At 73.2% G+C, this 26,544-nt stretch carries 27 protein-coding genes; 19 read left to right on the plus strand and 8 right to left on the minus strand.

Translation table 11 applies throughout. The features are described 5' to 3' along the window. The first annotated feature begins 358 nt into the window (after positions 1-358). Both ABVB68_RS09895 and ABVB68_RS09900 read left to right on the plus strand, forming a co-directional pair. On the plus strand, positions 359-1,534 hold the full coding sequence (locus ABVB68_RS09895) for a 4-hydroxybenzoate 3-monooxygenase (RefSeq protein WP_353600516.1): 1,176 nt from the start codon (positions 359-361) through the stop codon (positions 1,532-1,534). A gap of 183 nt (positions 1,535-1,717) precedes the next feature. Continuing rightward, on the plus strand, positions 1,718-2,578 hold the full coding sequence (locus ABVB68_RS09900; protein WP_353600517.1) for a Bax inhibitor-1/YccA family protein: 861 nt from the start codon (positions 1,718-1,720) through the stop codon (positions 2,576-2,578). A 56-nt stretch (positions 2,579-2,634) separates the two neighbouring features. On the opposite strand, the gene ABVB68_RS09905 is transcribed toward ABVB68_RS09900, so the two are convergent. Next, complete coding sequence (locus ABVB68_RS09905) at positions 2,635-2,865, minus strand: DUF4287 domain-containing protein (protein ID WP_353600518.1); 231 nt, start codon at positions 2,863-2,865, stop codon at positions 2,635-2,637. A 99-nt stretch (positions 2,866-2,964) separates the two neighbouring features. On the opposite strand from ABVB68_RS09905, the gene ABVB68_RS09910 reads away from it, so the two are divergent. Continuing rightward, positions 2,965-3,276, plus strand: coding sequence for a hypothetical protein (locus ABVB68_RS09910; protein WP_353600519.1), 312 nt, complete (start codon positions 2,965-2,967; stop codon positions 3,274-3,276). 48 nt (positions 3,277-3,324) lie between these two features. Here ABVB68_RS09910 and ABVB68_RS09915 read toward each other — a convergent pair whose 3' ends face one another. From ABVB68_RS09915 to ABVB68_RS09925, 3 genes are all read right to left on the minus strand, one after another. Continuing rightward, positions 3,325-4,104, minus strand: a complete 780-nt coding sequence (locus ABVB68_RS09915; RefSeq protein ID WP_353600520.1) for a hypothetical protein — start codon at positions 4,102-4,104, stop codon at positions 3,325-3,327. Between the two features lie 272 nt (positions 4,105-4,376). Continuing rightward, positions 4,377-5,597 carry an acetyl-CoA C-acetyltransferase gene (locus ABVB68_RS09920; RefSeq protein ID WP_353600521.1) on the minus strand — a complete coding sequence of 407 codons (1,221 nt, stop codon included), beginning with the start codon at positions 5,595-5,597 and terminating at the stop codon, positions 4,377-4,379. 533 nt (positions 5,598-6,130) lie between these two features. Beyond that, the gene (locus ABVB68_RS09925; RefSeq protein WP_353600522.1) at positions 6,131-7,147 is read right to left on the minus strand and encodes an SGNH/GDSL hydrolase family protein; all 1,017 of its coding nucleotides are present in this window, start codon (positions 7,145-7,147) and stop codon (positions 6,131-6,133) included. Between the two features lie 161 nt (positions 7,148-7,308). Between ABVB68_RS09925 and ABVB68_RS09930 the strand changes: the two genes are divergently transcribed. Next, entirely contained in the window at positions 7,309-8,700 is a 1,392-nt protein-coding gene (locus ABVB68_RS09930) for a cystathionine beta-synthase (RefSeq protein ID WP_353600523.1), read from the plus strand. Between the two features lie 467 nt (positions 8,701-9,167). Here ABVB68_RS09930 and ABVB68_RS09935 read toward each other — a convergent pair whose 3' ends face one another. After that, positions 9,168-9,947, minus strand: coding sequence for an SDR family NAD(P)-dependent oxidoreductase (locus ABVB68_RS09935; protein ID WP_353600524.1), 780 nt, complete (start codon positions 9,945-9,947; stop codon positions 9,168-9,170). Positions 9,948-10,015: 68 nt separating this feature from the next. Between ABVB68_RS09935 and ABVB68_RS09940 the strand changes: the two genes are divergently transcribed. The 7 genes from ABVB68_RS09940 (at position 10,016) to ABVB68_RS09970 (ending at position 16,662) form a co-directional block, all read left to right on the plus strand. After that, complete coding sequence (locus tag ABVB68_RS09940) at positions 10,016-10,387, plus strand: holo-ACP synthase (RefSeq protein ID WP_353600525.1); 372 nt, start codon at positions 10,016-10,018, stop codon at positions 10,385-10,387. A 46-nt stretch (positions 10,388-10,433) separates the two neighbouring features. Further along, positions 10,434-11,864, plus strand: a complete 1,431-nt coding sequence (locus ABVB68_RS09945; RefSeq protein ID WP_353600526.1) for an NAD(P)H-hydrate dehydratase — start codon at positions 10,434-10,436, stop codon at positions 11,862-11,864. A 396-nt stretch (positions 11,865-12,260) separates the two neighbouring features. Next, entirely contained in the window at positions 12,261-13,208 is a 948-nt protein-coding gene (locus ABVB68_RS09950) for a L,D-transpeptidase family protein (RefSeq protein WP_353600527.1), read from the plus strand. Between the two features lie 45 nt (positions 13,209-13,253). Further along, positions 13,254-14,420, plus strand: coding sequence for an alanine racemase (gene alr / locus ABVB68_RS09955; protein WP_353600528.1), 1,167 nt, complete (start codon positions 13,254-13,256; stop codon positions 14,418-14,420). A 123-nt stretch (positions 14,421-14,543) separates the two neighbouring features. Next, a complete protein-coding gene (locus ABVB68_RS09960) occupies positions 14,544-15,815 on the plus strand; it encodes an alpha/beta fold hydrolase (RefSeq protein WP_353600529.1) in 1,272 nt (423 codons plus the stop codon). Next, complete coding sequence (gene tsaE / locus ABVB68_RS09965; protein ID WP_353600530.1) at positions 15,769-16,293, plus strand: tRNA (adenosine(37)-N6)-threonylcarbamoyltransferase complex ATPase subunit type 1 TsaE; 525 nt, start codon at positions 15,769-15,771, stop codon at positions 16,291-16,293. The genes ABVB68_RS09960 and tsaE overlap by 47 nt, the downstream gene beginning before the upstream one ends. Positions 16,294-16,419: 126 nt before the next feature. Then, on the plus strand, positions 16,420-16,662 hold the full coding sequence (locus ABVB68_RS09970) for a hypothetical protein (RefSeq protein ID WP_353600531.1): 243 nt from the start codon (positions 16,420-16,422) through the stop codon (positions 16,660-16,662). Here ABVB68_RS09970 and ABVB68_RS09975 read toward each other — a convergent pair. After that, positions 16,659-17,219, minus strand: coding sequence for a hypothetical protein (locus ABVB68_RS09975; RefSeq protein ID WP_353600532.1), 561 nt, complete (start codon positions 17,217-17,219; stop codon positions 16,659-16,661). The two genes, ABVB68_RS09970 and ABVB68_RS09975, sit on opposite strands and share 4 nt — an antisense overlap. Positions 17,220-17,332: 113 nt before the next feature. Here ABVB68_RS09975 and tsaB point away from each other — a divergent pair, with 113 nt between their 5' ends. Genes tsaB through ABVB68_RS09995 form a run of 4 tightly spaced genes read left to right on the plus strand, consistent with a single transcriptional unit; the run spans position 17,333 to position 19,848 of the window. Continuing rightward, entirely contained in the window at positions 17,333-17,989 is a 657-nt protein-coding gene (gene tsaB, locus ABVB68_RS09980) for a tRNA (adenosine(37)-N6)-threonylcarbamoyltransferase complex dimerization subunit type 1 TsaB (RefSeq protein ID WP_353600533.1), read from the plus strand. Between the two features lie 29 nt (positions 17,990-18,018). Next, positions 18,019-18,516, plus strand: a complete 498-nt coding sequence (gene rimI, locus ABVB68_RS09985) for a ribosomal protein S18-alanine N-acetyltransferase (RefSeq protein WP_353600680.1) — start codon at positions 18,019-18,021, stop codon at positions 18,514-18,516. After that, on the plus strand, positions 18,509-19,594 hold the full coding sequence (gene tsaD / locus ABVB68_RS09990) for a tRNA (adenosine(37)-N6)-threonylcarbamoyltransferase complex transferase subunit TsaD (protein ID WP_353600534.1): 1,086 nt from the start codon (positions 18,509-18,511) through the stop codon (positions 19,592-19,594). The genes rimI and tsaD overlap by 8 nt, the downstream gene beginning before the upstream one ends. Next, complete coding sequence (locus ABVB68_RS09995) at positions 19,591-19,848, plus strand: hypothetical protein (protein WP_353600535.1); 258 nt, start codon at positions 19,591-19,593, stop codon at positions 19,846-19,848. The genes tsaD and ABVB68_RS09995 overlap by 4 nt, the downstream gene beginning before the upstream one ends. A 227-nt stretch (positions 19,849-20,075) precedes the next feature. Here ABVB68_RS09995 and ABVB68_RS10000 read toward each other — a convergent pair whose 3' ends face one another. Continuing rightward, positions 20,076-21,275 (minus strand): class I SAM-dependent methyltransferase, encoded by a 1,200-nt coding sequence (locus ABVB68_RS10000; RefSeq protein WP_353600536.1) that lies wholly within the window; start codon positions 21,273-21,275, stop codon positions 20,076-20,078. A gap of 90 nt (positions 21,276-21,365) precedes the next feature. Between ABVB68_RS10000 and ABVB68_RS10005 the strand changes: the two genes are divergently transcribed. The 4 genes from ABVB68_RS10005 to groL all read left to right on the plus strand — a co-directional run bounded on the left by ABVB68_RS10005 (position 21,366) and on the right by groL (position 25,402). After that, a complete protein-coding gene (locus tag ABVB68_RS10005; RefSeq protein WP_353600537.1) occupies positions 21,366-22,289 on the plus strand; it encodes a polysaccharide deacetylase family protein in 924 nt (307 codons plus the stop codon). Next, positions 22,286-23,104, plus strand: a complete 819-nt coding sequence (locus ABVB68_RS10010; RefSeq protein ID WP_353600538.1) for a polysaccharide deacetylase family protein — start codon at positions 22,286-22,288, stop codon at positions 23,102-23,104. The genes ABVB68_RS10005 and ABVB68_RS10010 overlap by 4 nt, the downstream gene beginning before the upstream one ends. Positions 23,105-23,344: 240 nt before the next feature. Then, entirely contained in the window at positions 23,345-23,653 is a 309-nt protein-coding gene (gene groES / locus ABVB68_RS10015) for a co-chaperone GroES (protein ID WP_020132158.1), read from the plus strand. Between the two features lie 126 nt (positions 23,654-23,779). Beyond that, entirely contained in the window at positions 23,780-25,402 is a 1,623-nt protein-coding gene (gene groL, locus ABVB68_RS10020; protein WP_353600539.1) for a chaperonin GroEL, read from the plus strand. Positions 25,403-25,695: 293 nt separating this feature from the next. Here groL and ABVB68_RS10025 read toward each other — a convergent pair whose 3' ends face one another. Beyond that, positions 25,696-26,469 carry an SDR family NAD(P)-dependent oxidoreductase gene (locus ABVB68_RS10025; RefSeq protein ID WP_353600540.1) on the minus strand — a complete coding sequence of 258 codons (774 nt, stop codon included), beginning with the start codon at positions 26,467-26,469 and terminating at the stop codon, positions 25,696-25,698. Positions 26,470-26,544 lie beyond the last annotated feature (75 nt).

Consider the following 26,544-nt stretch of genomic DNA (forward strand, 5'->3'; position numbering starts at 1 on the left):
TCGCCGCTCCATGAGCCTTGTCGCTCGATGGGCCTCGCCCCTCGTTCCAGCTAACGAGGTGGGCGGGGCGGCGGCAACCGCAGCGCGACGGCGTGGACCGGCCCAGGAAGGCCCGACGGCGGCGGGCCGTCGGATGACTTGTTCACGCCAGGCGGCGCGAACGGCAGTGGCGTTCCCCGTGCGGGACGTGGGCGGCCGAGCCGATCGGCGACTTCGGCCGGACGGCACACGGCACGGCACCCGTCCGCACGGGATCGGCCGTTGACACCGGTGCGGGTACGGCCGGAGACTCAGGGCGGCAGCCCAGTGAAGGAAATTTCACCAGGCGAACGGGACGTGCGGAGAGAGGGGACGGCCGATGCGCACCACCGTCGGGATCATCGGAGCGGGGCCCGCCGGGCTGCTGCTCGCACGGCTGCTGCACCGCGCCGGGGTGGATTCGGTCGTCCTGGAGGGCCGCGACCGCGCCTACGTCGAACAGCGCCAGCGTGCCGGGATCCTGGAGCAGGGCACGGCCGACGTGCTGCGCTCCGCCGGGGCCGGGGAGCGGATGGACCGGGAGGGGCTGCGGCACGACGGCATCGAGCTGCGCTTCGACCGGCGCCGCCACCGCGTCGACTTCCCCGCCCTCACCGGCGGCCGGTCCGTGACCGTCTACGCCCAGACCGAGGTCTGCAAGGACCTCATCGCCCTGCAGACGCGGGAGGGCGGACCGCTCCTGTTCGAGGCGGAGGCCCTGGCGGTGGAGGGTGCCGACGGCGACCGGCCCCGCGTCCCGTTCCGGTACCAGGGCCGCGAGGACATGCTCGAGTGCGACTACGTCGTCGGCTGCGACGGCTTCTGGGGCGTGGCGCGCAGGGCCTTCCCCGCCGCCCTGTCCCGCGTGTTCGAGCGGTCCTACCCCTACGCCTGGCTGGGCGTCCTCGCCGACGTCGCCCCCTCCCACGACGAACTCGTCTACGCCCGCCACGAGCGCGGCTTCGCCCTGCTCTCCATGCGGTCCCCGTCCGTCTCCCGCCTCTACCTCCAGGTGCCCGCCCGGGCGGACGCCGGGGAGTGGGGCGACGAGGAGATCTGGGACGAGCTGGAGCGACGCTTCGAGACCGGGGACGGCTGGAGGCTGCGGCGCGGCCCCCTCACCCAGAAGTCGGTCACGCCCATGCGCTCCTTCGTGCACGAGCCGATGCGGCACGGCCGGCTCTTCCTCGCCGGGGACGCCGCCCACATCGTGCCGCCCACCGGGGCCAAGGGGCTGAACCTCGCCGTCGGCGACGTCGTCACCTTCGCCCGGGCCCTGGTCCACGAGCGGGCCACCGGCTCCCCGGACCTGCTCGACGGCTACTCGGCCACCTGTCTGCGCCGGGTCTGGCAGGCCGAGCGGTTCTCCTACGACATGACGACCCTGCTGCACGCCGCCCCGGACGCCACCGCCTTCGACGCCCGGCTCCAGCGGGCGCGGCTGGAACGCATCGCCTCCTCCCGGGCCGCCGCGACCGACCTGGCGGAGGCGTACACGGGCTTCCCGCTGGGGTAGCCGTACCGCGCAGTGCTTCGGATTCGTCACGGAGTGCGGATCACCGTGGCCGGGAATCACCCGCCCGCGTAGCGTGTTGCCGAGCACGGCGAGGGAAAGATCCTCCTCAAGTAGTACGGACGATCCTTTGCCAATCCATTACTCTTGAGCCAAGGCCACGCAGGGTGGCCATGGAGGAGTGAAATGAGGAGCAGTAACCCGGTCTTCTCGCGACGGGGGTTCAGCCGCGACAACGGCTACGCCGGTTTCAACACCGCACCGCAGGCCGGGTACGCACAGGGCAACCCCTACGCGCAGAACCCGTACGCGCAGAACCCGTACGCCCAGCAGGGCGTGCAGGCGGGTGCCCCGCCGCAGGCCCCCGTCACCACCGACCGGATGACGATGGACGACGTCGTCATGCGCTCGGCCATCACACTCGGCACGGTCGCCGTCGGCGCCGCCCTCGCCTGGGCGCTGCTGCCGGTCTCGACGACCAGCTACGGCCTCGCCGTCGGTTCCGCGCTGATCGCGTTCGTCCTGGCCATGGTCCAGAGCTTCAAGCGCACCCCGTCGCCCGCGCTGATCCTCGGGTACGCCGCCTTCGAGGGCGTCTTCCTCGGAGTCATCAGCGAGATGTACAACAGCCGGTGGAGCGGCGCGCCGTTCCAGGCGGTGCTCGGCACCATGGCGGTCTCCGGCGCGACCCTGCTGGTCTACAAGGCGGGCTGGATCCGCGTCACCGCCCGCTACGCCCGCATCGGTCTCGCCATCGCGATGGCCTTCGTGGTCGTCATGGCGGTCAACCTGCTGCTGGTCGTGTTCGGCGTCGCCGACGGCGGCGGTCTGCGCAGCTTCGGCCCGCTCGGCGCGCTCGTCGGCATCTTCGCGATCCTGCTCGGCGCGTTCTTCCTGACCCTCGACTTCAAGCAGATCGAGGACGGCATCGCCTACGGCGCCCCGCGCAACGAGTCCTGGCTCGCCGCGTTCGGCCTCACGCTGACCCTGGTGTGGATCTACGTGGAGATGCTGCGCCTGGTGGCGATCTTCAGCAGCAACGACTAGCGCGTTCGCCGGTCGTACCCAGGGCCCCGGGCGATCCGCCCGGGGCCCTTCGGCGTTCAGAGCAGCTTGCGCGCCGCCCTCCTCAGGTCGTACTCGTGGACGAGCGCCTTGGCGTGGCCGTACGCCAGGTCGTACTCGTGCCGGAGCCAGCTGACCTTTTCCTCGAAGCGGAAGAGAGCGGGGCCTTCTTCGACGGTGCGCAACCAGTCGGAGACTTCACGACCGGTGCAGTGCGGGATGCGGGCGAGCAGATTGCGATGGGTCTCCTCGGAGAAGACTTGGGACATCGGCGCCTCCGAACGCAAAGGGGATGTAAGCCGGTCCTTCACGTCACCGTGCCTGAGCGTTCGCGTATTGGCAACAGTGCGGCACGTTACGCTCGGCGCGTGGTTGATACGACGCCCCTGACCCAAGCAGTGGATCACTTCGCCGACCGGCTGCGGGCGGCACCGCAGAGCCGGCTGCAGCGCAGCGCGGCGGCCGAGGCGCTGGCGCTGGCCCGGGAGTTCGCCCGCTGGGCGCAGCGCGTGGAGGAGCCGGGGAGCGACCCCCGGGAGATGCCCGACGCGGGGATGTTCGCGGCCGCCGACCAAATCCTCGTCGCCGCGCACGACTTGGCGCTGGTACTGCGCGACGAGGGCGAGGTGGCCGAGGCGGTGCGCCGGGTGGAGGAGGCGCGGCAGCGCGCCGGGGTGTGACTCGGCGGGGGCGCCCGGGTGTGACTGTGAGGGGCGCCCGGATGTGGCTCAGAGGGACGCGATGACCCGGTCGGCCAGGATGTAGACCGTGTCCTCGCCGCACGCGAACGTGAGGGTGTAGGCGCCGGAGATGCCCGAGCCGCCGAGCAGGTACGGCATGTCGCCCGCCTTCAGGGCCGAGGCCAGCCGCTCCGCCGTCTCGCGATGGCCCGGCGTCATGCACAGCGTGGTGCCGTCGGCGAAGACGTACACGTCGAGGGTGCCGAGCGGGCCCGGGCGGACGTCGGACAGCTCCACGCGTCCGGCGGCCAGCTGCTCCAGCGAGGACACCGTGCGCTCGTGATCGTTTACGGGCGACTGCACCGGGACGAAGTCCGGATGGGAAGGATGGCGGCGGCGGGCCGCGGCCAGCTCCGGGGACTCCCCGGAGAACTCGTCGGCGTCGGCGGTCGGCTCGGACACCGGCTCCAGGCCGGCGAAGTCGGACTGCCGGGGCAGGAACAGGTCGGTGTCCGGCAGGCCGAGCAGCGACGGCGCGTCGGAGGCGTCACGGGCCTCCTGCGCGGCCCAGAAGGCACGCGCCTCGGCCAGCTCCCGCTCCCGCTCCTCCGCCAGCGCCTCGGCCACGGCGGCGCGTATCTGCTCGGCCTCCGCGTGACTGCGGGCGTTCGGCAGCAGGGCGCGCGTGGCGGCGGCGTGGTTCTCGGCGAGCTGGGCGTGCAGCTCGGCGATCTGGCGGCGCAGCTTCAGGACGGTGCGCAGGACGGCGACGCCCACGGCGCCCGTGGCGGCCGTGGTGAGCAGCAAAGCGATCGGCATGGCGCTCACTGACGTACTCCCGGTTCAAAGTCGACCCCCGACTTCCTACATCAGCTTGAAGGGCGGACTAACCAGCTGTCAGTGCGTAACGTCACGAAACGGACAGGTCTTTGGTCGTGCGGTTTCCGCTGGAACTGCTCTGACCTGCGCACTCCCTCCGGAGAGGGAGATAGGTCACATCATGGGGGAGATTGGATCACGGAAAGGCCCAGGACCCGGGGGGTGCCCGGGTCCTGGGCCCTGGTCCGACACAACGTGGCCGAATCGCTACGGACGGTGGATCAGCTGAGGCGCTCGATGACCATGGCCATGCCCTGGCCGCCGCCGACGCACATCGTCTCCAGGCCGAACTGCTTGTCGTGCCACTGCAGCGAATTGATGAGCGTGCCGGTGATCCGCGCGCCGGTCATGCCGAAGGGGTGGCCGACGGCGATGGCGCCGCCGTTGACGTTGAGCCTGTCGAGGTCGATGCCGAGCTCGCGGTAGGAGGGGATGACCTGGGCGGCGAAGGCCTCGTTGATCTCGACCAGGTCGATGTCGCCGACGGTCAGACCGGCCCGCCGCAGCGCCTGCTTGCTCGCCTCGACCGGGCCGAGGCCCATGATCTCGGGGGAGAGGCCGGAGACACCGGTGGAGACGATGCGGGCGAGCGGGGTCAGGCCCAGCTCGCGGGCCTTGGTGTCGGACATGATGACGACGGCCGCGGCACCGTCGTTGAGCGGGCAGCAGTTGGCGGCGGTGACCAGGCCGTCCGGGCGGAAGACCGGCTTGAGCCCCTGGACGCCCTCCAGGGTGACGCCGGCGCGGGGGCCGTCGTCCTTGCTGACCACCGTGCCGTCGGGCAGGGTCACCGGGGTGATCTCGCGCTCCCAGAAGCCGTTCTTGACGGCTTCCTCGGCGAGGTTCTGCGAGCGGACGCCGAACTCGTCCATCTCCTGGCGGGTGATGCCCTTGGCGCGGGCCAGGTTCTCGGCGGTCTGGCCCATCGCGATGTACGGGTCGGGCAGCAGGCCGTCCTCGCGCGGGTCGTGCCAGGTGGAGCCCTCGGACTCGGCGACGGCCACGGTCCGGGCCTCTGCCTCGGCGAACAGCGGGTTGTGCGTGTCCGGGAGCCCGTCGGAGCTGCCCTTGGCGAAACGGGAGACCGTCTCGACGCCGGCCGAGATGAAGACGTCGCCCTCGCCGGCCTTGATGGCGTGCAGCGCCATGCGGGAGGTCTGCAGGGACGAGGAGCAGTAGCGGGTGATCGTGCAGCCCGGCAGGTGGTCCATGCCCATCTGCACGGCGACGATCCGGCCGAGGTTGTGACCCTGCTCGCCGCCGGGCAGGCCGCAGCCGAGCATCAGGTCGTCGATGTCCTTCGGGTCCAGCTCGGGAACCTTGGCGAGGGCGGCCTGGATGATCGTGGCCGTCAGGTCGTCGGGGCGCAGGTCCTTGAGGGATCCCTTGACGGCGCGGCCGATGGGGGAACGGGCGGTCGAGACGATGACGGCTTCGGGCATCACGGCTCCAGAGGACGGAGTGGGCAGGGCCGGTTGGGAAGTTACCCGTACGTATGGCCCGGGTCACTGGTCTCGTGATGTGACACTGACCGCAATTTACTAAGCGCTTGCTTGCCTGAGGTTCGGAGCGGCGCTCACGCTCCGGCCTTCGACGTCGGGGCAGAACCCCGAGCGCACGGCCCCGGCCTTCGGCGTCCGCGTACGGGGCCCCGTGCGCTCGGCTTCGGCCTTCGGCGTCCGCGCAGGGCCCCGGCGGCCCTTCGGCGCCCGCGTTCGGCCCCGTGCGCTCGGCCCCGGCCTTCGGCGTCCGCGTTCGGCCCCCCCCGTGCGCTCGGCCCCGGCCTTCGGCGTCCCCGTACGGCCCCGGCGGCCCTTCGGAGTCCGCGTAGGGCCCACGGGCACTCGGCCCCGGCCTTCGGCGTCCGCGTACCGCCCGGGCAGCAGGCCCCGACGTCAGGCCCCGACGCCACGCCCCGCGTTCCGCCCCGGGCCGGAGTCCGGGGCGGCCGTCCGCGGCCGAGCCTCGCGGCGCGTCACACCGACGGACGGGCGGGCTCGGCCTCCTGTACCCGGCGCCGCCGCCTCCGCTTGAGCAGCGCCCACGGCCCCCGGGGTCCCGTCGGCATCGCCGCCGTGACCTCCGTGCCGGCCTCCGACGCGGCCTCCGCCGCCGCGCGGGCGACCGGCAGGAACCCCTCGCGGCGCGACACGTCCGGCCGGTCCTCCGCCGCCGGCCACAGTCCGAGCGCCGCGCACACCGTCGGCAGGACGGCCATGGCCGCCGTCGCGTACCCCTCCGCCGAGGGGTGGTAGTTGTCCGGCCCGAACAGCTCCCGCGGATTCGCCTCGAACTCCGGGCCCAGCAGATCCCCGAGCGAGACCGTGCGCCCGCCCTGTTCCACCGCCCCGATCGTCTGGGCCGCCGCCAGCTGCCTCGACGCCCGCCGCGCCAGCCACCGCAGCGGCTGCTGCACCGGCTCGATGGTGCCCAGGTCCGGGCACGTGCCGACCACCACCTCCGCGCCGGCCGTACGCAGCCGCCGTACCGCCGCCGACAGGTGCCGTACCGACCGTGTCGGCGGCATGCGGTGCGTCACGTCGTTCGCCCCGATCATGATCACGCAGATGTCGGGGGGCGGCGACGACGCCAGCACCAGTGCCACCTGACGGTCCAGGTCGTCGGACCGGGCTCCCGGCAGGGCGACGTTGCGCAGCTCCACCGGTCTCTCCGCCACGGCCGCCAGCCCCGACGCCAGCAGCGCCCCCGGGGTCTGGCCCGCCCGGTGCACGCCCTGCCCCGCGGCCGTGGAGTCCCCGAGCATCGCCAGCCGGAGAGGCGGCTCACCGGGGATGTCGTACGCGTGCCCGTACACGCCCTCGGCCAGCGGTACCCGGTCCGCGCCGCCGTTGCCCACATGGCGCCGGGCCAGCCGCAGCTCCGCCAGCACCAGCCCCACGGCCGCCGCCCCGACCAGTCCGGCCCCACCGCCGCCGTACGCCGCTCCGGCCGCGATCCGCCGGGCCACCCTCGCCCTCGACATGCTCGTCATGCGTCGCCGCCACCTCCTCGTAGCCGTACACACTCCTTGCCCCGTACAGACGGTGCGCCAATCTCCACCCGGAGTGAACGACCGTTCCCCGTCACCCCGGGGCCGTAGGCTGGCGGAACCACCACGACCACTGTTTTTTATGAAAGCGACCGGAGACAACGGTGCGATTCCACGACTCGATGATCAGCCTCGTCGGCAACACCCCGCTGGTGAGGCTCAACAACGTGACCAAGGGCATCCAGGCGACCGTCCTGGCCAAGGTGGAGTACTTCAACCCGGGCGGATCCGTGAAGGACCGCATCGCCCTGCGCATGATCGAGGCCGCCGAGCAGAGCGGGGAGCTGAAGCCGGGCGGCACGATCGTCGAGCCGACCAGTGGGAACACCGGTGTGGGGCTGGCCATCGTCGCCCAGCAGAAGGGGTACAAGTGCATCTTCGTGTGCCCCGACAAGGTGAGCACCGACAAGATCAACGTGCTGCGCGCCTACGGCGCCGAGGTCGTCGTCTGCCCGACCGCCGTGGACCCCGAGCACCCGGACTCGTACTACAACGTCTCCGACCGCCTCGTGCGGGAGACCCCCGGCGCCTGGAAGCCCGACCAGTACTCCAACCCCAACAACCCGCTCTCGCACTATCACTCGACCGGCCCCGAGCTGTGGGAGCAGACCGAGGGGAAGATCACCCACTTCGTGGCGGGCGTCGGCACCGGCGGCACCATCTCCGGCACCGGCCGGTACCTGAAGGACGCCTCCGACGGCGGCGTCAAGGTGATCGGCGCCGACCCCGAGGGGTCCGTCTACTCCGGCGGGTCCGGACGGCCGTACCTGATCGAGGGCGTCGGCGAGGACTTCTGGCCGACCGCCTACGACCGCACCGTCGCCGACGAGATCGTCGCGGTCTCCGACAAGGACGCCTTCCAGATGACCCGCCGCCTCGCCAAGGAGGAGGGCCTGCTGGTCGGCGGCTCCTGCGGGATGGCCGTCGTCGCGGCACTGCGCGTCGCCGAGCGGCTCGGCCCGGACGACGTGGTGGTCGTGCTGCTCCCGGACAGCGGCCGCGGCTACCTCAGCAAGATCTTCAACGACGAGTGGATGGCCGACTACGGCTTCCTGGAGGACGAGGGCCCCAGCGCCCGCGTCGGCGACGTCCTGAGCGACAAGGCGCACGGCTCCATCCCCTCCCTGGTGCACATGCACCCCGAGGAGACCGTCGGCCAGGCCATCGAGGTGCTGCGCGAGTACGGCGTCTCGCAGATGCCCGTCGTCAAGCCGGGCGCCGGCCACCCGGACGTCATGGCCGCCGAGGTCGTCGGCTCGGTGGTGGAGCGGGAGCTGCTGGACGCCCTGTTCAGCAAGCGGGCCTTCCTGGAGGACCCGCTGGAGAAGCACATGTGCGGCCCGCTGCCCCAGGTCGGCTCCGGTGAGCCGGTCGGCGACCTGATGACGGTGCTGGGCTCGGCGGACGCGGCGATCGTCCTGGTCGAGGGCAAGCCGACCGGCGTGGTCAGCCGGCAGGACCTGCTGGCCTTCCTGGCCAAGGGCGGCAACAAGTAGCGAACCTCCGGTGAACCGCGCGTGACCCCGGCGAACTCGCGGTGACCTCGACCGATCGAGCCGAATCGGAAGTGCTACGAGGGCGTCACGTGCGCGCAGCACCCGCTTAACACGCGTCCGGCACATTGGTGGGTGTCGGCAGGGCAGCGGGAGCACCACCCAGGCGTTGGACACTGGGCAGGCTCCCCGGCCGGGCCGGCGGCGAACGGCGCCAAGGACCTCCGGAGCGGCTCCCGGACCTCCATGGACGCCATGGACGCGCAAGCCCGGCCCTGACCCGGCACGCGTCCCTCGCGGGGACCGCCGTCGTCCCGCCCCCCGGAAACGGGGGTGCGGCGGTCCCCGCGCAACCCCCTTCCCCGCAGGGCCCCTCCGCCTCGCGGCCCTCCCGCCGGCTCGGCGGACCGGGCGCACGCCGTCCACCGAGCCGACCGAGCAGGCCGGGCCGCCTGGGGCCGCCGGCCGGCTCAGTGGACCGAGAAACCGCCGTCCACGAAGACCGACTGGCCGGTGACATAGGCGGACGCCGGACCGGCGAGGAACACCGCCGCCCCCGCGAAGTCCTCGGCGAGCCCGTTGCGCCCGGTCATCGTCCGCGCGGCGAGCGCCGCCACCCGCTCGGGGTCGGACGACAGACGCGCGTTCAGCGGCGTCATCACGAATCCCGGCACGAGGGTGTTGCACGTGACGCCGTGCCGTGACCACGCCTCGGCCTGGGAGCGGGCCAGCGACTCCAGCGCCCCCTTCGAGACGCCGTAGACGCCGCTCTGCACGAAGGCGCGGTGCGCCTGCTGGGAGGTGACGTGGATGATCCGGCCGAAGCCGCGCCCGGCCATGCCCGGTCCGAACCGCTGCCCCAGCAGGAACGGGGCCTCCAGGTTCACCGCCATGGTGGTGTCCCACACGTCCTCGCCCAGCTCGTCCATCGGAGGCCTGAGGTTGACCCCGGCGCAGTTGACGAGGATGTCGGGCTCCCCGAACACGCCGGCCGCCTCCTCGGCCGCCTCGCGCACCCCCTCACGGGTGCTCAGGTCCCCGCTCACCCAGGCCGCCCGGCATCCGTCGGCCAGCAACTCGTCCACCGTGTCCGCCAGTTGCCCCTTCTTCCTGGCCACGATCACCACCCGCGCGCCGGCCCGCGCCAGCGCCCCGGCGATGGCCCGCCCGATGCCGGAACTGCCCCCGGTCACCAGGGCGACACGGCCCTCCAGCGAGAACAGGTCGGAGAGATAGGTCTGCGAAGTCATGGCCGGAGCGTAGACGGGCCGCGCCGACCCGCCGCCCGGCCCCCGGCCGCGACCGTAGGCTGCCGCGCATGAGCATCATCGGAGTCGGGATCGACGTCGCCGAGATCGATCGGTTCCGGGCGTCGCTGGAGCGGACGCCAGGGCTGGCGGACCGGTTGTTCGTGGAGCGGGAGCTGCTGCTGCCCAGTGGGGAGCGGCGGGGCATCGCCTCGCTCGCGGCCCGCTTCGCCGCCAAGGAGGCACTGGCGAAGGCGCTGGGCGCGCCGCCCGGGCTGCACTGGACCGACGCCGAGGTGTACGTCGAGGACAGCGGGCGGCCCCGGCTGCGGGTGCGGGGGACCGTCGCCGCCCGGGCGGCCGAGTTGGGCGTGCGGGCCTGGCACGTGTCCCTGAGCCATGACGCGGGCGTGGCCTCGGCCGTGGTCGTCGCCGAGAGCTGACCGGCGCCGGTGTGGCGGACGGGGAATCCGGGGCAGACTCGGTGCCATGCGTACTGCGTACAGCGTGGAGACGGTCAGGGCGGCCGAGCGGGCACTGATGGCGCGGCTGCCGGAGGGCGCGCTGATGCAGCGGGCGGCCGCGGGGCTTGCCGCCGCCTGCGCCGAGTTGCTCGGACGGGTGTACGGCAGCCGGGTGGTGCTGCTCGTGGGCAGCGGGGACAACGGCGGCGACGCGCTCTACGCCGGAGCGCGGCTGGCGCGGCGGGGAGCGGGGGTCACGGCCGTCCTGCTCTCGCCCGGGCGGGTCCACGCCGGCGGGCTCGCCGCCCTGCGCCGGGACGGGGGCTCCGTGGCCGCGGAGGGGGCCGCCGAGGAAGCGGTCCGGCGCGCCGACCTCGTGGTCGACGGGATCGTCGGCATCGGCGGCAAGGGCGGTCTGCGCCCCGAAGCGGCGCGCCTCGTGGACGCCGCTGCGGGGTCGGACGCCGCGGTGGTGGCGGTGGACCTGCCCAGCGGGGTCGAGGCGGACACCGGGCAGGTGAGCGGGGCCGCCGTCCGGGCGGACCTCACCGTCACCTTCGGTGCGTACAAGCCCGGCCTGCTGGTCGACCCCGGGCGGGAGTACGCCGGGGTGGTGCGGCTCGTCGGCATCGGGCTCGACCTGCCCGCCGAGGCCGAGCTGGAGGCCTTGCAGCACACGGACGTGGCGCGGCTGCTGCCGGTGCCGGCGGCCGAGAGCGACAAGTACCGGCGGGGGGTGGTCGGGATCGCCGCCGGGTCGGCGAGGTACCCGGGCGCCGCGGTGCTCGCCGTCTCCGGGGCGCTGCGCGGCGGTGCGGGGGCGGTGCGGTACGTCGGGCCCGCGGGGGAGGCGGTCCTCGCGCGCTTCCCGGAGACGCTGGTGTCCGACGCCGGGCCGGCCAGGGCCGGGCGGGTGCAGGCCTGGGTGGTCGGCCCGGGGGCCGGGGACGACGCGGCGACCGTGGCGCAGGTGCTGGACGCGGAGGTGCCGGTGCTGCTCGACGCCGACGGCCTGCGGCTGGCCGAGCGGGAGGCGGTACGGGCGCGCACGGCGCCCACGCTGATGACCCCGCACGCGGGGGAGGCCGCCGCCCTGCTGGGTGTGCGCCGGGAGGAGGTCGAGGGCGCACGGCTGGCCGCGGTGCGTGAACTGGCGGCGGCGTACCGGGCGACCGTGCTGCTGAAGGGCTCGACCACGTTGGTGGCCGGCCCCGGGAGCGGCCCCGTGCGGGTGAACGCCACGGGCACGCCCTGGCTGGCCACGGCGGGCAGCGGGGACGTGCTGTCGGGTCTCGCCGGGTCACTGCTGGCGGCGGGCCTGCCGGCGCTGGACGCGGGCAGCACGGCCGCGTACCTGCACGGCCTCGCCGGCCGCTTCGCGGCCCAGGGAGCGCCGGTAGGAGCACACGACATCGCCGACCAGATCCCCCAGGCCTGGCGCGACATCCGCACCTGACCCCCCACCAGAACCCGGGACACCCGCCTAAAGGGGCGCGGGGAACGGCGTGCCCGGCTCCGGGGGCACCCGCACCGGCCGAGGGCGCACACCCCCCTTCGCCGACGGGCCCCTTCCGGCCGAACGCCCTGAAACGGGGGGCGCGGGGAACGGCGCATCCGGCCCCGACGCACCCGCACCGGCCGAGCGCGCACATCCCCCTTCGCCGACAGGCCCCGTCCGGCCGAACGCCCGGAACGGGGGCACGCGGACCGGCGCGCCCGGCCCCCACGCACCCGCGGCGGACGTCGACGCCCGATCCCGGGCCGGAGCTGGGGTGCCGGCCGGCTCCACCCCTCGGGTGACCCCGCCGCGCGGCATCGCCGATCCGGCGGGGCCACGCGTTTGGCTGATCGCATGATCAGCAGACGAATCGCGCACCGAGGCGCCGCGGTGCTGCTCGCCACCGCCACGGTCCTCCCGCTCGCCGGAAACGCCGCGGCCACCGCCGTACCGGCGACCGGCACCGCCGGGGCGAACGCGTCCCGGGCGGCCGTCCTCCTGGCCGCCCCCGCACCGTCCGCTCCCGGATCAGACCTCGTGCCCGGGGTGGCGCCCGGACCCGCGCAGCCCTGGCAGTTCGACACGCCCGACCAGGCACTGCCGCCGAAGACCTACCGGCCCAGCGTCCGGGAGGACGCCGTCGAGCCCAGGGCGGCGGCGCCGGGGACGTACGACCTGATCGAGTACGTGCCGCTCGCGGACGCCGTCGCCAAGGTGACCTGCAGCAAGCAGGCCGGCCCGTACCAGCGGCAGGTGGAGCGGTGGCTGAAGCTGACGGTGGACGGCAAGCAGTCCGCCGCCGACTGCAGGGCCGTCCGCGCCTTCCAGCTCAAGCACAGGATCAAGCCCGCCATCGGCTTCGCCGGCCCGGTCACCTGGTCGACGATGATGCTGATCTCGGCCCGGAAGAACCCGAACGCGGCCGAGAAGTGCCCGGTGAAGTCGTACCGGGTCGCCTGCGTCGATCTGGACCGGCAGCTCACCTGGGTGCAGAAGGGCGCCGAGGTGGTGTTCGGGCCCGTGCCGATGCGCAGCGGACGCAAGGGGCTCGTCACCCGCAAGGGCTGGCACACCGTCTACTGGCGGCACAAGAACCACGTCTCCACCCTGTACCACCAGCCCATGCCGTACGCCCAGTTCTTCGACGGCGGACAGGCCTTCCACGCCGTGTACGGCAGCATCTACACCACCGTCGGCTCCTACGGCTGCGTGAACCTGAAGCTCGGTGACGCGCGGAAACTGTGGGGCGTGCTGAAGAAGGGCGACCACGTCTACGTGTGGGGGCGGCGGCCGGGTACCTGACACGGCACGGGGGCCCGTTCGGCCCTCTGAGACACTGGGGGCGCCATGAGTGAGACTGCAGCTGTGCCGACCGCCCCCCTGCGCGCCCGCGCCGAGATCGACCTGGGTGCCCTGCGCGCCAACGTGCGGGCACTGCGCTCCCGTACCCCGGGCGCGTCCCTGATGGCCGTCGTGAAGTCCGACGGCTACGGACACGGGGCGGTGCGCTGCGCCCGCGCGGCCCGCGAGGCGGGCGCGGCCTGGCTCGGCACGGCGACGCCCGAGGAGGCCCTGGCGCTGCGCGCGGCCGGCCTGCCGGGCCGCATGCTGTGCTGGCTGTGGGTGCCGGGCGGCCCCTGGCGGCAGGCGATCGAGGCCGACATCGACGTGTCCCTGAGCGGGCTGTGGGCCCTGCGGGAGGCCGTCGCGGCGTCCCGCGCCGCCGGCCGGACCGCGCGGGTGCAGCTCAAGGCCGACACCGGACTCGGGCGCAACGGCTGCCAGCCCGCCGACTGGCCCGAGCTGGTCGCCGAGGCCCTGCGCGCCGAGGCCGACGGGCTGGTCCGGATCACCGGACTGTGGTCCCACTTCGCCTGCGCCGACGAACCCGGGCACCCGTCCATCGCCGCCCAGCTCGACCGGTTCCGGGAGATGGTGGCGTACGCCGAGGACCAGGGCGTGCGCCCCGAGGTGCGGCACATCGCCAACTCGCCGGCCGCGCTCACCCTGCCCGAGACCCACTTCGACCTCGTCCGCACGGGCATCGCCATGTACGGCGTCTCGCCCAGCCCGGAGCTGGGCACCCCGGCCGACCTCGGGCTGCGCCCGGTGATGACGCTGAGCGCCTCGCTGGCCCTGGTCAAGCACGCGCCGGGCGGGCACGGCATCAGCTACGGCCACCACTACGTCACCGCCGGCGACACCACCCTCGGCCTCGTGCCGGTCGGCTACGCGGACGGCATCCCGCGGCACGCCTCCGGAACCGGCCCCGTGCTGGTCGACGGCAAGTGGCGGACGGTCGCCGGCCGGGTCGCCATGGACCAGTTCGTCGTCGACCTGGGCGGGGACGAGCCGGAGGTGGGCGCCGAGGCCGTGCTGTTCGGGCCCGGCGACCGCGGCGAGCCCACCGCCGAGGACTGGGCGCAGGCCTGCGGCACGATCGCGTACGAGATCGTCACGCGCATCGGAACCCGGGTTCCTCGCGTCTATGTGAACGGGGAAGAACTCGGGTAACCCGTCAAGGGGGCGGCCGGGGCGCCTCGGTGACGGCGTACTCAGGCCGTACTCGAGCACCGGACCGGCATCATCCGTGTCACCCACACAGGCGAACTGCAGTACGGCGAAGAGGAGCGGTACGTGAGCGAGAGCAGCGCGGAGGCGGTGGCGGAAGTCGTCGCCTCGGCGGCCGCCGCCTCCGCCGCGGAGGCGGCCGCGAGCTGGCGCAGGGCGACCGGCATCGCCGGTGCCGCGATAGGCGTGCTGGCCGCGGGCGCGGCGGCGGGGGTCGCCATCGAGCGGATGACGGTCGGGCGCGGGATGCGCCGCAGGGCGCGGCTGGCGCTGGACTCGGCCGGCCCCTACGGCACCCTGCGCGGCCTCCCCGGGAAGGCGTACGCCGACGACGGCACCGAGCTGTACTACGAGGTCGACGAGGTCGAACCCGACCCGGGTCCGAACGTCTCGCCGCGCCGGCGCCGGCTCTTCGGCCGCAAGGCCCCCGCCCCGGTCACCGTCGTCTTCTGCCACGGCTACTGCCTCAGCCAGGACTCCTGGCACTTCCAGCGGGCCGCCCTGCGCGGGGTCGTCCGCACCGTGCACTGGGACCAGCGCAGCCACGGGCGCTCCGGGCGGGGCGTGGACCAGACCCGGAACCGGGTGCCGCTCACCATCGACCAGCTAGGCCGCGACCTGAAGGCCGTCCTGGACGCCGCGGCACCGGACGGGCCGATCGTGCTGGTCGGCCACTCCATGGGCGGGATGACGATGATGGCCCTGGCCGCCCAGTACCCGGAGCTGATCCGGGACCGGGTGGTCGCCACCGCCCTCGTGGGCACGTCGTCCGGGCGGCTCGGCGAGGTCAACTTCGGCCTCCCGGTGGCCGGCGTCAACGCGGTGCGGCGCATCCTGCCCGGCGTGCTGAAGGCGCTCGGGCAGCAGGCCGAGCTGGTGGAGAAGGGGCGCCGGGCCACCGCGGACCTGTTCGCCGGGATCATCAAGCGGTACTCGTTCGCCGGACGGGACGTCGACCCGGCCGTCGAGCGGTTCGCGGAGCGGATGATCGAGTCCACGCCGATCGACGTGGTCGCCGAGTTCTACCCGGCCTTCACCGACCACGACAAGACCGAGGCCCTCGCCTGTTTCCAGGACATGCCCGTGCTCGTGCTGGCCGGCGTGCAGGATCTGGTCACGCCCAGCGAGCACAGCGAGGCCATCGCCGACCTGCTCCCGGAGGCCGAGCTGGTGCTCGTGCCGGACGCCGGGCACCTGGTGATCCTGGAACACCCCGAAGTGGTGACCGACCGCCTCGCCGACCTGCTCACCCGCGCCGGCGCCGTGCCGGCAGGAGCTACCGTAAGTGGCTATGGAACAACCGGCAGCAGCACCAGCAGCACCGCACAACCGCGCTGAGACCCGGCTGACGATCACTTCGCCCGAGCAGATGCGGGAGCTGGGCCGGCGGCTGGCCGAGCTGCTCCGCGCGGGCGACCTCGTGATGCTCTCCGGGGAACTCGGCGCGGGCAAGACCACGCTGACCCGCGGCCTCGGCGAGGGGCTGGGCGTGCGCGGCGCGGTCACCTCGCCGACCTTCGTGATCGCCCGGGTGCATCCCTCCCTGGGCGACGGTCCGCCCCTGGTCCATGTGGACGCCTACCGGCTCGGCGGCGGCCTGGACGAGATGGAGGACCTGGACCTCGACGTCTCCCTGACCGACTCGGTGATCGTCGTGGAGTGGGGCGAGGGCAAGGTGGAGGAGCTGACCGAGGACCGGCTCCAGGTGGTCATCCACCGGGCCGTGGGCGACACCACCGACGAGGTCCGGCACGTCACGCTGACCGGGCTCGGGGAGCGCTGGGCGGACGCCGGTCTGGAACCCCTCACGGCCTGAGACGCCCGGCTTTCCGACAAGGCGTCGGCACCCTATTGCGCGGGACGACCCGGGCGTGGTGACATGGTGGCCAGGCAGTAGTTAGGGATACCTAACTTCGCTCGCCCCCGCACCCAGGAGGCGTCCATGACCGCTCCTCGCCCCGCGCAGCGGCCCCCTTCGGACCTGCCCGCCGGAATGTCCATGCGTGATCTGCTGGCGTCGTGCGCGGCGGCGGACGCGGTCTCCCGGCCCCCGCGCCCCCCGCAGCCGCTGCGAGGCGCCCCCGAGTCCACCGGGGAGCGCCGCGAGGCGGCCTGGCGGATCACCACCGCCGACCCCGGGAGGCGGCGCGGCGGCACGGCCGCGAGTGCCACCGGAGCCGCCTAGCGGATCACGACCACGGGCACGCCGATCGTCGCGAACTGCCACATCAGGTTCCCGTTCGCCCGCGTCTCCCGGATGCCGCCCGTCTTCACGCCCGGGTCGGCCATCGCGGGCGAGCCGTCGCCCACCGCCGCGCTGAAACCGATCGCCACGTCGTCCACGCTGGTGAACCGCACGACGTGCTCGATGGGGAGGCCGTCGGTGCCGGTGACCGCGTTCGAGCGGGACGACACCCAGTACGTGCCCGGCAGCGGGTCGAGCGTGCCCGGGGTCACCCGGAAGGTGTGCCGCACCCGGTTGCGCTCGTCGACCAGCCACACCCGGTCGTCGTCCACCGAGTACACGACCCGCTCACCCGTACCGGAGCCGCGCGGCAGGGCGGTCGGGTTCCGCCGGTCCCGCGGCGCCTTGGCGGCGGCCGACGCGGCCGACGCGCCCGGCCCGGGCCGGCCGCCCGGGCTCGCCGGGGCGGCCGACTGGGCCTGGAAGGCGAGGAAGCCGACCGTCGCCACGGCCGCCGCGGTCAGGCCGGCCACGATCCCCGCGCTGGTCCCTGCCACGTGCTCCCACCTCTGTCTCGTGCGATATGTCGTACTTCGTACAGACCGTAGCAGTCAGTGACCGTTCGACCCGGACGGCCATGCGGGCGGCGTCGGCGCCGTAGGCTGTTCGCGTGCTCTTGCTCGCTCTGGATACCGCAACATCCGCCGTCACCGTCGCGCTGCACGACGGCACGGACGTCATCGCCTCGTCGAGCCAGGTCGACGCACGCCGGCACGGAGAGCTGCTGCTGCCGGCCGTCGACCGGACCCTCGCCGCGGCGGGGCTCAAGCTGGAGGCCGTCACCGGCATCGTCGTCGGCATCGGTCCCGGCCCCTACACGGGCCTCAGGGTCGGTCTGACGACCGCCGACACCTTCGGCCTCGCGCTGGGCATCCCGGTGCACGGCGTGTGCACGCTGGACGGCCTCGCCCACGCCGCCGACATCGCCGAGGGCCCCTTCGTCGTGGCGACCGACGCCCGGCGCAAGGAGGTCTACTGGGCCACGTACGCCGACTCGCGCACCCGGCTGACCGACCCGGCCGTGAACCGGCCGGCCGACATCGCCGAGCAGGTCGCGGGGCTCCCCGCGGTCGGCGCGGGCGCCCTGCTCTACCCGGACACGTTCCTGGTCGCCCACGAGCCCGAGCACGTGTCCGCCGCCGCCCTCGCCTCGCTGGCCGTCGAGCGCCTCGCCGCGGGGGAGGAACTGCCCTCGCCCCGGCCGCTGTACCTGCGCCGCCCGGACGCCCAGGTCCCCAAGAACTACAAGGTGGTCACCCCCAAGTGACTCAGCCGGCAACCCCCCGACTGCGCGAGATGCGCTGGTGGGACATCGATCCGGTCCTCGAGCTGGAGAGGGACCTGTTCCCCGAGGACGCCTGGTCCCGGGGCATGTTCTGGTCCGAGCTGGCCCACTCCCGGGGCCCCGGGGCCAGCCGGCGCTACCTGGTGGCCGAGTCCGAGGGCCGCATCGTCGGCTACGCGGGCCTCGTCGCCTCCGGCGACCAGGGCGACGTCCAGACCATCGCGGTCTCCCGTGACCAGCAGGGCACCGGCCTCGGCCGGCGCCTGCTCACCGACCTGCTGCGCGCCGCGACCGCGTTCGAGTGCCACGAGGTGCTGCTCGAATGCCGGGTCGACAACGTCCGCGCCCAGAAGCTCTACGAGCGCTTCGGCTTCGAGCCCATCGGCTTCCGGCGCGGCTACTACCAGCCGGGCAACGTGGACGCCCTGGTCATGCGCCTGGACACAGCCTCCGACGGCGGCTCCGCCGCGAGCTCCTCCCCCGTACAAGGAACCGAGACCAATGACTGACGAACCCCTCGTCCTCGGCATCGAGACCTCCTGCGACGAGACCGGCGTCGGCATCGTCCGCGGCACCACCCTGCTGGCGGACGCCATCGCCTCCAGCGTCGACGAGCACGCACGCTTCGGCGGTGTCGTGCCCGAGGTGGCGTCCCGGGCGCACCTGGAGGCGATGGTGCCGACCATCGACCGCGCCCTGAAGGAGGCGGGCGTCGCGGCGAAGGACCTCGACGGCATCGCGGTGACCGCGGGGCCCGGCCTCGCGGGCGCCCTGCTCGTCGGCGTCTCGGCGGCCAAGGCGTACGCCTACGCGCTCGGCAAGCCGCTGTACGGCGTCAACCACCTCGCCTCCCACATCTGCGTGGACCAGCTGGAGCACGGGCCGCTGCCCGAGCCGACGATGGCCCTGCTGGTGTCCGGCGGCCACTCCTCCCTGCTGCTGTCCGAGGACATCACCTCCGACGTCCGCCCGATGGGCTCGACCATCGACGACGCGGCCGGCGAGGCCTTCGACAAGATCGCCCGCGTGCTGAACCTGGGCTTCCCCGGCGGCCCGGTCATCGACCGCTACGCCAGGGAGGGCGACCCGCAGGCGATCGCCTTCCCGCGCGGCCTGACCGGTCCGCGCGACCCCGCCTACGACTTCTCCTTCTCCGGCCTGAAGACGGCCGTGGCCCGCTGGATCGAGGCCAGGCGCGCGGCCGGCGAGGACGTCCCGGTCCGCGACGTGGCCGCCTCCTTCCAGGAGGCCGTGGTCGACGTGCTGACCCGCAAGGCCGTCCGCGCCTGCAAGGACGAGGGCGTCGACCACCTGATGATCGGCGGCGGCGTGGCCGCCAACTCCCGGCTGCGCGCCCTCGCCCAGGAGCGCTGCGAGGCGGCCGGCATCCGGCTGCGCGTCCCGCGCCCCAAGCTGTGCACGGACAACGGCGCGATGGTGGCCGCGCTCGGCGCCGAGATGGTCGCCCGCAACCGGACCGCCTCCGACTGGGACCTGTCGGCCGACTCCTCCCTGCCGGTCACCGATCCCCATGTGCCCGGGCACGACCACGTGCACGAGGTCAGCAAGGAGAACCTCTACTCGTGACGGTCGCGCTGATGTGGGAGGCGCGGGCCGCCGAGGGCCGGGGCGAGGACCTGCTGGGCTGGGTGCGCGAGCAGGACCTCGACCGGCAGCCGGTGCGCCGGGAGACCTTCCGGGCGCCGGGCGACCGGGTACTGGTCATCACCTGGTGGGACGCGCCCTACGACGCCTCGCTGCCCGAGCTGCCCGAGCCCGGCGCGCAGCTGGTGACGCGTCCGGTGCACCGGTGGCGGTTCGAGGCGGTGGCGGACGGCTGAGGTTGGAGGAACCGCTCGGGCTGCGCTATGATCATCACACGTGAACGGCCGGAAACCCGGTCCGGACACAGTGCGTTGGTGGTCCAAGGAAAGACGCCCCGCTTCCTGCGGGGAGATGCAGGTGCAAGGCCTGCCCGGCGCTCCATGAAGACCCCGTCCCCGGTTCGCCGGGGGCGGGGTTCTCGTCGTTCAGCGGCCCGTGTGCGCGGCGGGGACCGCCGAGACGCTCACGGGCGTCGGCTTCCCGGGTGCCGCTCCGGTGACCGGGTGGGGGCGCCGATCAGCATCGTCGGCGCCCCGGCGACCCGGGTGAGGAACACGGTCGCCGCGTTCGGTCCCTGCGGCCTGACCTTGCGGCGCAGTTCCTCCGGCTCGACCGCGGAGCCGCGCTTCTTCACGGTCAGCGTGCCGACCTCCCGCTCCCGCAGCAGGGCTTTCAGCTTCTTCACGTTGAAGGGCAGCCGGTCGGTGATCTCGTAGGCCGTGGCGAAGGGGGTGGGCCGCAGTTCGTCGGCGGTGACGTAGGCGATCGTCGCGTCGAGGAGACCGCCGCCGACCTCCTCGGCCACCTCCGCGACGAGGTGCGCGCGGATCACGGCCCCGTCGGGTTCGTACAGGTACCGGCCCACCGGCCGCACCGGGGGATCGGGCAGCCCGCGGCCGGGCAGCGTGCGCGGGCCGGGCAGCAGCGTGGCCCGTACGGCGCCCGGCGCCCCGGTGCCGAACCACAGCACCGCCTCCTTCACCTCGCCGCCGTCGGAGATCCACTCGGCCTCGGCCTCCGCGGGCACCGCCTCGTGGGGGATGCCCGGGGCGATCTTCAGGGCCGCGTGGGGCGCCGTACGGGCCGCGCCGACCGCCCAGGACAGGGGCGGCGAATAGGCCTCGGGGTCGAAGATCCGGCCCCGTCCGCCCCGCCGGGCCGGGTCCACGAACACGGCGTCGTAGCCGGCGGTGTCCACCTCGGTGACGTCGGCCTCGCGCACCTCGATCAGCTCCGCCAGCCCCAGCGCCTCGGCGTTCGCCCGCGCCACGGCCGCCGTCAGCGGGTCCCGGTCCACGGCCAGCACCCGGATCCCGGCCCGCGCCAGCGCGATCGCGTCCCCGCCGATCCCGCAGCACAGGTCGGCCACCGAGGTCACGCCCAGGTCCGTCAGCCGCCGCGCCCGGTAGGCGGCCACGCTGGCCCGTGTCGACTGCTCGACCCCGTTCGGCGTGAAGAACATCCGCCCGGCGTCCCCGGCGCCGAACTTGGCCGCCGCCCGCTGCCGCAGCCGGGCCTGGCCGAGCGCGGCCGACACCAGGTCGGCCGGGTGGTCGCGGCGCAGCCGGGTGGCCACGGCCAGCTCGCGCGCCGGCTCGGTGTCGCGCACCTCGTCGAGGAGGGCGCGGCCTTCGGGGGTGAGGAGGAGGGTGAGGTCGTTCACCGGGTCATTGTCGGCCAGTCGGTGGACGGTCCGCCTCCGGCGGCGGTGTCGGGCCGGGATCGGGCCCCGGGCCTGGGAGGATCCGGCACCATGCGAGCAGTAGTACAAAATGACAAAATTAGGGCACCTTTCGGTGTACGCACCCGGAAGCTGGCCCTCGTCTGCGGAGCCACCGCGCTGGCCTCCGCCGCCCTGCTGTCCGGCTGCGCCGGCAACGACCCCGTGCGTCCGGTGCGCGGAAAGAGCGAACCCGCCCAGGCCCTGGGCCCGCAGGCCCGCCAGGCCGCCGAACGCACCCGCATGGCCGCCGCGGCCCGGCGCTGGGGACTGGAGCAGGTCCCGCTGACGCCTCCGGCGCCGCCCGCGAGCAAGCCGAGGATCCACGCCCGCGACGGGTTCGAGGTGGACCACCAGGAGGACTGGGACCTGCCGCCGGTCTTCACCACGGTGCCCACCGACCAGAAGGTCGTCTTCCTCACGATCGACGACGGCGCGGAGAAGGACCCGAGGTTCCTCGCCATGATGCGGGACCTGAAGATCCCGTACACCGCCTTCCTCAGCAACTACCTGGTGAAGGACGACTACGCCTACTTCCGCACCATGCGGTCCTACGGCAACACGCTGAACAACCACACGCTGCACCACCCCTACCTGCCGGGGCTGTCCTACGAGGAGCAGAAGGACGAGATCTGCGGCATGCAGGACATCATGAAGCGGCAGTTCGGCAAGGCGCCCACCGTCTTCCGGCCGCCCTACGGCAACTACAACCAGGACACCCTGGTCGCCGCCAAGTCCTGCGGGATCAAGTACGCGCCGATCTGGAACGAGGAGGTCTTCGTCGACCACTGGGAGTACCGCGAGGACGACCAGCGACTGCGCCGCGGCGACATCGTCCTCACCCACTTCCGGGGCCGGGACGAGTGGGACGGCACGATGGTCGACGACATGCGCCGCTTCCTGAACAAGGTCACGCGCGAGGGCTACGCCGTGGCCCGCCTGGAGGACTACCTGTGAGGCGGGCGCGGGGCCCGGCCGCGGCACTCGCCGCGGCCGTCCTCCTCGCGGGCTGCGCCCAGTCCATGGACCCCATCGAACGCCTCGGCAAGAAGGCGGCCCAAGGGGTGCACCCGCACGGCCCCGCTCCCGACCTGTCCTACCGCCACTGGGGCCTGACCGAGCCCCTGGCCCGCCCGCCCCGGCCCGCCGCCCGGCCCCTCGGCCTCGCACCGGACCCGGCGGGCCGCACCGCGCCCCGGGTCCTGGACCGCGTCCCCACCCGCGACCGGGTCGTCTTCCTCACCTACGACGACGGCGCCGAGCAGGACCCCCGCTTCGTCGACATGGTCCGCGAACTCCGGCTTCCGGTCAGCATGTTCCTCACCGACAGCGTCGCCGGGCCCGGCTACGCCCACTTCGCGCGGCTGCGCGGGCTCGGCGCCGGCATCCAGAACCACACCCTCGACCGCCGCGCGCTCGCCGGGCAGCCCTACGCCGCGCAGCGCGCCGAGATCTGCGGCCAGCAGGACCGGCTCAGATCGCGCCTGGGCGTCCGCCCCCGGCTCTTCCGGCCGCCCTACGGCAGGTACGACACCACGACCCTGCGCGCGGCGGCCGACTGCGGGATCACCGCGGTGGTGCTCTGGCGCGCCGCGATGACCCCGGGCGACCTCGTCTTCCGCCGGGGTGAGGACCGCCTCGGCCCCGGCGACGTCGTCCTCGTCGGCCCCGACGAGTCCACGGGCCCGACCCTGCGGGAACGCACGACGCGGATCCTTCGGAGGGTCCAGCAGCGGGGCCTGACGGTGGGTCGGCTCGAGGACTACCTGTAGCGAGCAGGGCCGTCCCCCGGCGCAAACCACTCGCGTGCACCCGAAACCCGGCGACGCGACGCACGGCATTGGCACTCCGCTTGACCGAGTGCTAATCGCGGTCATAGTCTCGGCTCTGGCACTCCCCACCGGAGAGTGCCAATACGCGACGGGCAGGTCCGGCACCCGCGACGACGGATCGACCTGGTCGCCACCTCAGACAGTTAACCCCGTGAGATCTCCGAAGGGGGAGGTCGGATCGTGACGACCACCAGCTCCAAGGTTGCCATCAAGCCGCTCGAGGACCGCATCGTGGTCCAGCCGCTCGACGCCGAGCAGACCACCGCCTCTGGCCTGGTCATCCCGGACACCGCGAAGGAGAAGCCCCAGGAGGGCGCCGTCCTCGCCGTGGGCCCGGGCCGCTTCGAGAACGGCGAGCGCCTGCCGCTCGACGTCAAGGTCGGCGACGTCGTCCTCTACAGCAAGTACGGCGGCACCGAGGTGAAGTACAACGGCGAGGAGTACCTCGTCCTCTCGGCTCGCGACGTGCTCGCGATCATCGAGAAGTAGCCACCACCTCGAGCAGACTTTTGCTCTGAAGCTGCGCCCCTGGCCCCCCGCAACCGATAAGAAGCCGGGCGCCCGGGGCGCAGCGTCTTTTCACACCCACAGACTCCCGAGAGGGCTCCCGCTGTCATGGCGAAGATCCTGAAGTTCGACGAGGACGCCCGTCGCGCCCTCGAGCGCGGCGTCAACAAGCTGGCCGACACGGTGAAGGTGACGATCGGCCCGCGCGGCCGCAACGTCGTCATCGACAAGAAGTTCGGCGCCCCCACCATCACCAACGACGGTGTCACGATCGCCCGCGAGGTCGAGATCGAGGACCCGTACGAGAACCTCGGCGCGCAGCTGGTGAAGGAGGTGGCCACCAAGACCAACGACATCGCTGGTGACGGCACCACCACCGCCACCGTGCTGGCCCAGGCCCTGGTCCGCGAGGGTCTGCGCAACGTCGCCGCCGGCGCCTCCCCGGCCGCCCTGAAGAAGGGCATCGACGCCGCGGTCAAGGCCGTGTGCGACGACCTGCTCGCCTCGGCCCGCCCGATCGACGAGAAGTCCGACATCGCCGCCGTCGCCGCGCTGTCCGCCCAGGACCAGCAGGTCGGCGGGCTGATCGCCGAGGCCATGGACAAGGTCGGCAAGGACGGTGTCATCACCGTCGAGGAGTCCAACACCTTCGGTCTGGAGCTGGACTTCACCGAGGGCATGGCCTTCGACAAGGGCTACCTGTCGCCGTACTTCGTGACGGACCAGGAGCGCATGGAGGCCGTCCTCGACGACCCCTACATCCTGATCAACCAGGGCAAGATCTCCTCGATCCAGGACCTGCTCCCGCTGCTCGAGAAGATCATCCAGACCAACTCCTCGAAGCCGCTGCTGATCATCGCCGAGGACGTCGAGGGCGAGGCCCTGTCGACCCTGGTCGTCAACAAGATCCGCGGCACCTTCAACGCCGTCGCGGTGAAGGCCCCCGGCTTCGGCGACCGCCGCAAGGCGATGCTGGAGGACATGGCGGTCCTCACCGGCGCCACGGTCATCTCCGAGGAGGTCGGCCTCAAGCTCGACCAGGCCGGGCTCGACGTGCTGGGCTCCGCCCGCCGCGTCACCGTGACCAAGGACGACACCACGATCGTGGACGGCGCCGGCGACCCCGCGGCCGTCCAGGGCCGCATCGCCCAGATCAAGGCCGAGATCGAGAACACCGACTCCGACTGGGACCGCGAGAAGCTCCAGGAGCGCCTCGCGAAGCTGGCCGGCGGCGTGTGCGTGATCAAGGTCGGCGCCGCCACCGAGGTGGAGCTGAAGGAGAAGAAGCACCGTCTGGAGGACGCCATCTCCGCGACCCGCGCCGCGGTCGAGGAGGGCATCGTCTCCGGTGGTGGCTCCGCTCTGGTCCACTCCTCCAAGGTCCTCGAGGGCAACCTCGACAAGACCGGCGACGAGGCCACCGGTGTCTCGGTCGTCCGCAACGCCGTGGTCGAGCCGCTGCGCTGGATCGGCGAGAACGCCGGCCAGGAGGGCTACGTCATCGTCTCCAAGGTCAAGGAACTGGAGAAGGGGCAGGGCTACAACGCCGCCACCGGCGAGTACGGCGACCTGATCAAGGCCGGCGTCATCGACCCGGTCAAGGTCACCCGTTCCGCCCTGGAGAACGCCGCCTCCATCGCCTCCCTGCTGCTCACGACCGAGACCCTGGTCGTCGAGAAGAAGGAAGAGGAGCCGGCGGACGCGGGCCACGGCCACGGCCACGCCCACTGATCCGGACGCTCTTCGGCGAAGGCCCGGCACCGTCACGGTGCCGGGCCTTCGCCCTGTCCACCGCCGCCACCGCTCCGGGCCGGCGACGGAACCCCGCCGACGACGCCCTTCCACCGGGCCGGCGGTAGAACCCCTTCCACCGGGCCGGCGGTGGAGCCTCCCACTGGAAACGGCGGCGGAACCCCTTCCACCTGGCCGGCGGAACCCTTCCACCGGGCCGGCGGCGGAACCCCTTCGACCGGGCCGGGGGTAGAGCCTCCCACCGGAAACGGCGGCGGAGCCCCGCCCGCCGGCTACTGCGGCCCGTACTTGCGGCCGGTCCTGGAGGAGATCCCGCCCACCAGTCCCCGGGGTGTCACCTTCACCAGGCCCATCAGCGCCTTGTACCGGGGGTCCGGGATGGACAGCGACTTGCCGCGGGCCAGGTCCGATAGCGCGGCCGCGACCAGCTTGTCGGCGTCCAGCCACATCCACCCCGGGATGCCGTCCGTGCCCATCCCGGCCCGCTCGTGGAACTCGGTGCGCACGAAACCCGGGCACAGCGCCATCAGCCGCACCCCGCTGCCCGCCAGGTCCTTCGCCGCGCCCTGGGTGAACTGCACGACCCACGCCTTGGACGCCCCGTAGGTGCCCCGGGGCACGAAGGCGGCCACCGAGGCGACGTTGACGACCCCGCCCCGGCCGCGCTCGCGCATCGCCGAGGCCGCCGCCGTCGTCAGCCGGAGCACCGCCTCGCAGTGCACCTTGAGCATCTTCAGCTCGTCCGCCATGGGGACGTCCGGATAGCGGCCCTTGTGGCCGAAGCCGGCGTTGTTGACCAGCAGGTCGACCGGCCTCTTCCGGTCGCCGAGCCGGTCGGCGACCGCCTCGATGCCCGTGTCCTCGGAGAGGTCGGCGGTCAGCACCTCCACCTCGATGCCGTGCCGGTCGTGCAGTTCGGTCGCCTGCTCGCGCATCCGCTTGGTGTCCCGCGCCACCAGGACGAGGTCATGCCCGTCAGCCGCGAGCCGCCGCGCGAACGCGGCGCCGATCCCCGCGGTCGATCCCGTAATCAGAGCCGTTGTCATGGCCCAAGGGTAGTGACCGGGACGGACAGCGCCCGTCGGCCATGGCGGCCTCCGGCACGGCTTTTCCGCCGTCCC

It is taken from the genome of Streptomyces sp. NPDC096012 (genome assembly GCF_040426375.1).
Taxonomy (GTDB): domain Bacteria; phylum Actinomycetota; class Actinomycetes; order Streptomycetales; family Streptomycetaceae; genus Streptomyces.